This window comes from Mesorhizobium sp. (assembly GCF_024509055.1).
GTDB lineage: Bacteria > Pseudomonadota > Alphaproteobacteria > Rhizobiales > Rhizobiaceae > Mesorhizobium.
Map to the genome: position 1 here is coordinate 1 of NZ_JANINM010000008.1, position 7,610 is coordinate 7,610.

The 7,610-nt window shown below is 64.1% G+C and carries 6 protein-coding genes; 2 read left to right on the forward strand and 4 right to left on the reverse strand.

All coding sequences use genetic code 11. The features are described from left to right. The 4 genes from Q0L57_RS00695 to Q0L57_RS00710 all read right to left on the reverse strand — a co-directional run. The coding region (locus Q0L57_RS00695) for an efflux RND transporter permease subunit (protein WP_296736375.1) at positions 1–968 on the reverse strand (968 nt) is incomplete at its 3' end. Positions 969–1,044: 76 nt separating this feature from the next. Then, positions 1,045–2,217 (reverse strand): efflux RND transporter periplasmic adaptor subunit, encoded by a 1,173-nt coding sequence (locus tag Q0L57_RS00700; RefSeq protein WP_296736377.1) that lies wholly within the window; start codon positions 2,215–2,217, stop codon positions 1,045–1,047. A 367-nt stretch (positions 2,218–2,584) separates the two neighbouring features. Beyond that, positions 2,585–4,006 (reverse strand): coniferyl aldehyde dehydrogenase, encoded by a 1,422-nt coding sequence (locus tag Q0L57_RS00705; RefSeq protein ID WP_296736380.1) that lies wholly within the window; start codon positions 4,004–4,006, stop codon positions 2,585–2,587. Positions 4,007–4,113: 107 nt separating this feature from the next. Beyond that, positions 4,114–5,190 carry a substrate-binding domain-containing protein gene (locus Q0L57_RS00710; protein ID WP_296736387.1) on the reverse strand — a complete coding sequence of 359 codons (1,077 nt, stop codon included), beginning with the start codon at positions 5,188–5,190 and terminating at the stop codon, positions 4,114–4,116. A 232-nt stretch (positions 5,191–5,422) separates the two neighbouring features. Here Q0L57_RS00710 and Q0L57_RS00715 point away from each other — a divergent pair, with 232 nt between their 5' ends. Together Q0L57_RS00715 and Q0L57_RS00720 are read left to right on the forward strand one after the other, a co-directional pair. After that, complete coding sequence (locus Q0L57_RS00715) at positions 5,423–6,877, forward strand: aldehyde dehydrogenase family protein (protein WP_296736382.1); 1,455 nt, start codon at positions 5,423–5,425, stop codon at positions 6,875–6,877. Between the two features lie 108 nt (positions 6,878–6,985). Beyond that, positions 6,986–7,610, forward strand: a 625-nt coding sequence (locus Q0L57_RS00720) for a formyltransferase family protein (protein ID WP_296736385.1), incomplete at its 3' end; no start/stop codon positions are given.

Sequence of the window (7,610 nt, forward strand, 5' to 3'; positions counted from 1 at the left end):
AAGACCGACTTGTCCTGCGTGTAGGTGACGTGCATGCCTTCCGGCATCGTCTTGACGAAGGCGTCCGAGACGGCACGCACATGGTTCAGCGTGTCGATCAGGTTGGCGCCGATGCGCTTCTTCACCTCGATGGCGATCGCCGGCTTGCCGTCGAGGCGGGTGACGGTCTCGGCGTCCTTGAAGGTCGAGCGCACCGTGGCGATGTCTTTGGCCTGCACGACGGCATTGGGCGTGGCCACCACCGGCAGGTTGGCGACATCCTCGGGCGTCTCGATCAGCGACGGCACCTTGACCGCGTATTTGCCTTCGGAGCCCTCGAGGTTACCGGCGGCGACCAGGCTGTTGGACGCGCCGACGCCTTGCATGACCTGGTCGAGCTGCAGCCCATAGGACGACAGCTTCACCGGGTCAATGACGACCTCGACCAGGTCGTCGCGCGATCCCTGGAGCGAGCCTTCCAGCACGCCAGGCACTTCCTCGATGCGGTCGCGCAATTCGCGCGCGGCGGAGGCCAGCACGCGCTCCGGCAGATCGCCCGAAAGGGTCACGACAAGGACCGGGAATTCGGAAACGTTGACTTCGGTGACCACCGGCTCCTCGGCCGCCTGAGGCAGGTCGGCCTTGGCGTCCTGCACCTTGCTGCGCGTGTCCTGCAGAGCGGTCGCCAGGTTGGTCTGTGGCTGGAACTCGACCAGCACGTAGCCGCCACCCTGGAAGGCGGCAGAGCGCATCTCCTTGAGCCCCTTGAGGCTCTTCAGCTTGGTCTCCATCGGCCGCAGCAGCAGCCGCTCCGAGTCTTCCGGCGAGATGCCCTGGTAGATCAGGCTGACATACATCATCGGAATCGGAACGTCGGGCTCCGCTTCCTTTGGCGTCGACTGATAGGCCACCCAACCCGCGACCAGCAGGAACATCAACGCCGATATGGTGAGACGGGCGTTGTTTATGGCGAGTCTGACGATGTCCATGGCTTATGCCTGCTGTTTCTCGGAAAGCCGCGATAACTAGCGGTGGCGCCGGAGAGCGGGCGCCACACGGGTCGCGCTACTGCGTGCCGGCGGTGGCTTCGCCGATCAGCTTGTTGATCGTCGCCTGGTCGGCCTGGACGGGTTTCACCAGATCGCCTTCCTTGACCAGTTCCTGACCGGCCACGATGACGCGGGCCTCGTCGGGAATTCCGCCAAGCACCAGCCCATGCGGCGTGTCGTCCACCAGGTCGATCGGGAAGAAGGCGACCTTGTCGTCCTTGCCGACGGCGCGGATGCCGAGGTCGCCCTTGTCGCCCAGCGTCACCACCGAACGCGGCAGCATCACCGCGTCGGTCGGCTCGGCGCTGAGCGTGATTTCGGCCGTCATGCCGGCGGGAATGGAGCCGTCGCCATTGGGGATAGCCACCTCGACGCGGAAGGTGCGGGTCTGCGACGACGCATCGCGACTGATGTAGCGCACCGTGCCGGTGACTTTCTGATCGTTCACGAGGCGCACGTCGGCCTGGTCGCCGATCTTGATGTAACGCAGGTCGCGCTCGCTGATCTCGCCACGCGCGATGATCGGATCGAGCTTGAGGATCGTCGCCACTTCGCCGCCCTGCATCACCGAGCTGCCGAGTTCCACCGGCACGCGGTCGATGACGCCGTCGAACGGCGCCTTGACCTCGTTGCGGTCGAGCTCGGCTTGCGCCGTTTCCAGCATCGACTGCGCCGCCGTCAGGTTCGAACGCGCGGTGTCGAGCTGCAGCTTGGGCAGGTTGCCGGTCTTGGCCAGTCGCTCGGCGGCATCGAGCTCGGCCTTGCGCTGCGCCAGAAGCTGTTTGGCGTTGTCGACGTTCGAGATTTTCTCTTCGGCGGCGAGCATCAGCACCAACTCGCCGGTCTTGACGTGCTGGCCCTGCTTGACGGGCAGCTTGTCGATGACGCCGGCGACACGCGTGGCAAGCACGGCGCGCTTGTCCGCCTCGGTCAGGCCGGAAATGCGGATGGCGCGCGCATAGGTCTTGCGCGGCGGCATCACCACGGCGACGGTGCGCAACGGCGGCTTCTTCTGCTCCGCTTCAGCCGCGTTCGGCTTGCCGGTCTCTTGTGCCTTCGTGGCGTCCGCCGCCTTGGCATTGTCAGCCGCGGCGCTGCCTACGGATGAAAACTCACCGGTTCCCATCCAGGCTGCGAATCCGATGAGCACGGCAATGGCTGCAAGCTTGTGAAACCTGATTTTCGGCATCGTCATTTTTCCGTTGCGGGCTTGGCGAGGTCGGCGCTTCCACTTCCCCGGGCGCGCGGCCGATATGGGTGCGCGCGAAGCCATATTCAATTTGCCGTGATCGGCGAAGCGCCGCTTCTATCTCAAAGTTGCAGCGCAATATAGTGAGAAAAGTTACGGGACCATTGCGCCTTCCGGGATAGCACACCCATAATTTTCAAGGTTTTAGCCAACCGGGCACCTGTCTTTTGCTGATCCGGCGACATTTTCCGCCGGCTCGCGAACTCGGTGGCAACAGGCGTCAGCATGATGCACAGGCACTACCTGAGGTAGCCGTCGCTGAGGACTTGAGTCGGCGGAATCCGCGCGGAACTGCGGTGAGCCGTCGTCAAGTAATAAGGTTCAGCAACCGGAAGAGCCGCTCGAACGTCCTGCCATAGGGCGGGCGCAACAGACTGCCGGCGCTCAACCCGGACTGGATGAAGATCGGCTTCTCCTTGCTGAAGGTCCGGAATCCCCACTCGCCGTGATAGGCGCCCGTGCCGCTGGCGCCGATGCCGCCGAACGGCTGCCGCTCCTGCACCAGATGCATCATGCAGTCGTTGACGGTCACACCGCCGGCAACCGTTTCCCGCATCACCCTCTGGCGATTACCGCTGTCCTTGCCGAACCAGTAAAGTGCGAGCGGCCGCTCCGCCCGGTTCACATGCTCGATTGCATCGTCGACCGAGCCGTATTCGATGATCGGTAGCACAGGCCCGAAGATCTCCTCACGCATCAGCCGCGAGTTGTCGCCGGCATTCCTGACCAGCACCGGCGCCATCTTTCGATCGGTCACGCCGAGCTTCTCGTTCGCCGGATTGACCTCGGTAATATCGGCGCCGCTTTCGCGCGCCTCCACGACCATGTCGGCCAGCCGCTGGCGGTGCCGCTCGCTGATGATGGCGGTGTAATCGGGATTGTCGCGCAGCGTCGGGTAGAGCCGCGCCATCGCGACGGCGAGCTTCGCGGCGATGTCGGCCCCTCTTCCCTGTGGAACCATCAGGTAGTCGGGGGCGATGCAGGTCTGGCCGGCGTTGAGGAGCTTGCCATAGGCGAGGCTCGACACAGCCGAGTCGAGATCGCAGGACGGATCGAAGATCGCCGGCGACTTGCCGCCGAGCTCGAGCGTCACCGGCGTCAGGTTGACGGCGGCGGCCTGCGCCACCAGGCGGCCGACGGCGGTCGAGCCCGTGAACAACAGATGGTCGAACGGCAGCGAGACGAACGCCTTGCCGACCTCGGCGTCGCCGGTCACCACGCTCATTTCGTTCGCCGCGAAATGCTCTTCGACCAGACGGGCCAGCAAATGTGAGAATTTCGGCGACAGCTCTGAAGGTTTGATCAGCACGCGGTTGCCGGCGGCCAAAGCCGCGGTCGCCGGTGCTATGGCAAGTTGGAACGGATAGTTCCAGGGCGAGACGATGCCGACGACGCCTAGCGGCTGCGGCAGAAGGCGGTTCCGTCCGGGCAGGAAGGGCAGGCTGGTGGCGACGCGGCGCTCGCGCATCCAGCCGCGCAGATGCGACAGGGCATGTCTTATGCCGGCGCGGACGACGAACAGCTCCGCCAGCCGCGTTTCCTGCGCCGAACGGCCGGAGAAATCGCTGTCGATCGCCGCGCAGATTTCGGCCTCATGCTTTTCGGTCAGGGCCAGCAGGCGCTTCAACCGGTCCTTCCGCACAACGAGGCCGGGAAAGGGCTCTTTCTCGAAGGCCCTGCACTGCGCTTCAAAGCTGACTCCGAGAGCGTTCTGTCTGGTCTGCAGCACCGCTACCTCCCGTTTACGTTCAGGTAAGAGTACATCGCCCCACAAACCGAATCCAGCGCCCCCGGTCCCGTTCGGCGACAGGCTTAAAGACGAATGACGACCCTTGGCTATTCGGATCGCCGGAAGACTTCGCTGATCGTCTTGATCGAGCCGGCATCCTTCACGCGGTAGCCGGGAAGTTTGGAGATCGCGCTATGGAACTCCTCGCCACGCATGATGGCGAGGACGCGCTGGACAGCTTCGACCTCGAGGATCTGCTTCTTGCAGACGAAGAAATAGTCCTCGGTCAGCACCCGCACGAAATCGAGCCCGAACTGCCTGGCGGCCGCCTCCACGCCGAAGGCGACATCCGCGAGATCGCTGGCGACATAGGCGGCGACCGCCGCATGCGTGAATTCGGAATGCTCGTAACCGTTGATACGCGTGCCATCCAGCCCATGCTGCGCGAGCAACTGCTCGAACAGCAGCCGTGTCCCGGAATCCGGATCGCGGTTGACGAAGCGTATCTGCGGATCGAGCAGCCGCTCCAGCGAGGTGATGCCGAGCGGATTGCCGCGCCTGACCATGAGGCCCATCTCGCGCGTCACGAAGCTGATGACGCGGTGGAGATTGGGCGTCAGCCAGCCCTTGCTGGCGGCGATCGCACGCTTGCGCAACTCGCCCTGCGGCAAATGCAGGCCCGCGAGATCGCAACCGTCATGCGCCAGCGAGGCGAGCGAATTCTGGTTGCTGACATAGCGGAAGTCGACGCCGATGTCCGGCTCGCGGCTCAGTATCTCGCGCAGTTTGGGGACCGCGAAACCGTGGCTGGCGTGCACCCTCAGCACCAGCGGGCCGTGGGGCAGCATCTGATTGATCTCGGTTTCCAGCTCCTGGGAGAGGTTCTGCAGCAGGGGACGAAGCCTCGCCTCCAGCCGCTGCCCGGCCCAGACCAGCTTGTCGCCGAACGGCGTCAGGCTGGTGCCGCTACCTTGCTTGCGCACCACGAGCGGCATGTTGAAGAACTCCGACCATTTCTCGATCAGGTTCCAGGCGTGCCTGTACGAGATATGCGCCTTGTCCGCCGCCGATGTGATCTTCCCGGTCGCTCTTATCTCGGCGAGGAAGTCGAGCATGATCTGCAGCGACTGCGCGTCCTCACGCCGCCTGAAGCGCCATACCGGGTCGATCTCGATCTGGATCATAGCCATCTCCTCCCCCTATGCCGCCTGAGTCGATAATATGCATTAAAGTTCATATCTCGTGAAACTTTCATAGGAACCGAACTTCATATGTAACCGCCGCGGCATAGGCACCAGATATCATATTCCCCAAGTATTTGCGAAGGGATAGGCTGTATGTGACGTTCGTATTCGCCGGATGGTTTCATCGCAAGATATGCAATGAAGTTCATATTCAGGCGCAGAGGAGAAAAAGATGCTTACCCGGCTTTCCGACCAGACGCACAATCTGCTGATCGATGGGCAGCGCGTCGGCGCCCTTTCAGGCCGCACCTTCGAGACCATCAACCCCGCCACCGGGGCGGTGCTCGCCAAGGTCGCCGAGGCCGGCATCGAGGACATTGACGCCGCGGTGCGCTCGGCCCGCGCGGCGTTCGAAGGCCCTTGGAAGCGCATGCGCGCGGCGGAGCGCGGACAGCTGCTTCTGAAGCTGGCCGAGCTCATCCGGCGCGACGAGGACGAGCTGGTCAACCTGGAAAGCCTCGATTCCGGCAAGCCGGTCTCGGCCATCCGCCGTCAGGACCTGCCAGCCGTCATCGACACCCTCGTCTACTACGCCGGCATGGCCGACAAGATAAACGGCCAGGTCATTCCTGCCCGCACCGACGCCTTGACCTATACGGTGCGCGAGCCGCTCGGCGTCGTCGCCGCGATCATCCCGTGGAACTTCCCGCTGATGATCGGCATGTGGAAGATCGCGCCGGCATTGGCCTGCGGCTGCACCGTGGTGCTGAAGCCGGCCGAGATCACGCCGCTGACGGCGCTCAGGATCGGCGAGCTGGCGCTCGAGGCGGGCTTTCCCGCCGGCGTCCTCAATGTCGTCCCCGGCTTCGGCAAGGTCGCCGGCCAGGCGCTGGTCGACCATCCCGATGTCGACAAGATCACCTTCACCGGCTCGCCGGTCGTCGGCCGCCAGATTCTGCAGGGCGCATCCGGCAACCTCAAGCGCGTGACGCTGGAGCTTGGCGGCAAATCCGCCAACATCATCTTCCCCGACGCCGACCTCGACGCCGCGGTCAAGGCCGCCGGTTCGGGCATCTTCTTCAACACAGGCCAGGTCTGCTCGGCCGGTTCGCGCATCCTGGCGCATGAGTCCGTCTATGACGAGGTCGTTCAGCGGCTGGCGGCCCGTGCGGAGTCGACCCGCATAGGCAACCCGCTGGAGACGTCGACCGCAATGGGTCCGCTGGTCTCCGAAGTGCAGATGAAGCGCGTGCTCAACTATATCGACATCGGCCGCAACGAAGGCGCCTCGCTGGTGACCGGTGGCTCGCGCCACGGCGATGTCGGCTACTTCGTCAAGCCGACCGTCTTTGCCAATGTCGAGCACCAGATGCGCATCTCGCAGGAAGAGATTTTTGGACCTGTCGCGACCGTCATCAAGTTCAAGGATGAGGCCCACGCCCTGCGCCTTGCAAACGGCACCGTCTACAGCCTCGCCGCCGGCGTCTGGAGCGCTGACATCGGGCGCGTCCATCGCTTCGCTAGGGACCTGAAGGCAGGCACGGTCTGGGTCAACACCTACGGACCGACCGACATCCGCCTGCCCTGGGGCGGCTCGCGCGATTCAGGTTTCGGCCGCGAACATGGCGACGCGGCAATCGAGAACTTCACCGAACAGAAGGTCGTATGGATCCAGACCGGCAAGTGACCGCGCCGCCGGCCTGAAACTCCCAAATCCTCAAGAACCACCCAACCTTCGCTGGCCACGGCCAGCGCGGGATCGCCCTGACTTTGCCCAAGCATAAGGAACCCAATCATGCGTCTTGCAATCATCGGACAGCAGGCCTTTGGCAAAAGCGTGCTGGAAGCGTTTCTGGCGCGCGGCGACGACGTCGCCGGCGTGTTCTGTGCCCCCGAGAAGCCCGGCTCGCGGCCCGATCCGCTGCGCCTTGCCGCCGAGGAACACGGGCTGAAGCTGTTCCAGCTGCCCAGCCTGAAGGGCGAAGCCGCCGAAACGGCGCTGCGCGAGCTCGACGTCGAGATCGCCGTCATGGCCTATGTGCTGCAATTCGCGCCGCAAAGCTTCGTCAACATCCCCACCCACGGCACCATCCAGTACCATCCCTCGCTGCTGCCGAGATACCGCGGTCCGAGCTCGATCAACTGGCCGCTGATCAAGGGCGACAACCAGACCGGCCTCACCATCTTCCGGCCGACGGACGGCCTCGACGAAGGCCCCGTGCTGCTGCAGGTGACCGTCGGCATCGGCGCGGAGGACACGCTTGGCAGCGTCTATTTCGACCGTCTCTTCCCGCTCGGCGTCCAGGCCATGCTGGACGCCGCCGACCTCGTCGTCTCGGGCCGGCATCAGGAGATTCCGCAGGACGAATCCCAGGCGAGCTACGAAGGCTGGTGCAAGGACGCCGAAGCCAGGATCAACT

Coding starts and splice junctions, on each gene's coding strand:
- Q0L57_RS00700 (WP_296736377.1), bottom strand. CDS start 2,217: ATGCCGAAAATCAGGTTTCACAAGCTTGCAGCCATTGCCGTGCTCATC.
- Q0L57_RS00715 (WP_296736382.1), top strand. CDS start 5,423: ATGCTTACCCGGCTTTCCGACCAGACGCACAATCTGCTGATCGATGGG.
- Q0L57_RS00710 (WP_296736387.1), bottom strand. CDS start 5,190: ATGATCCAGATCGAGATCGACCCGGTATGGCGCTTCAGGCGGCGTGAG.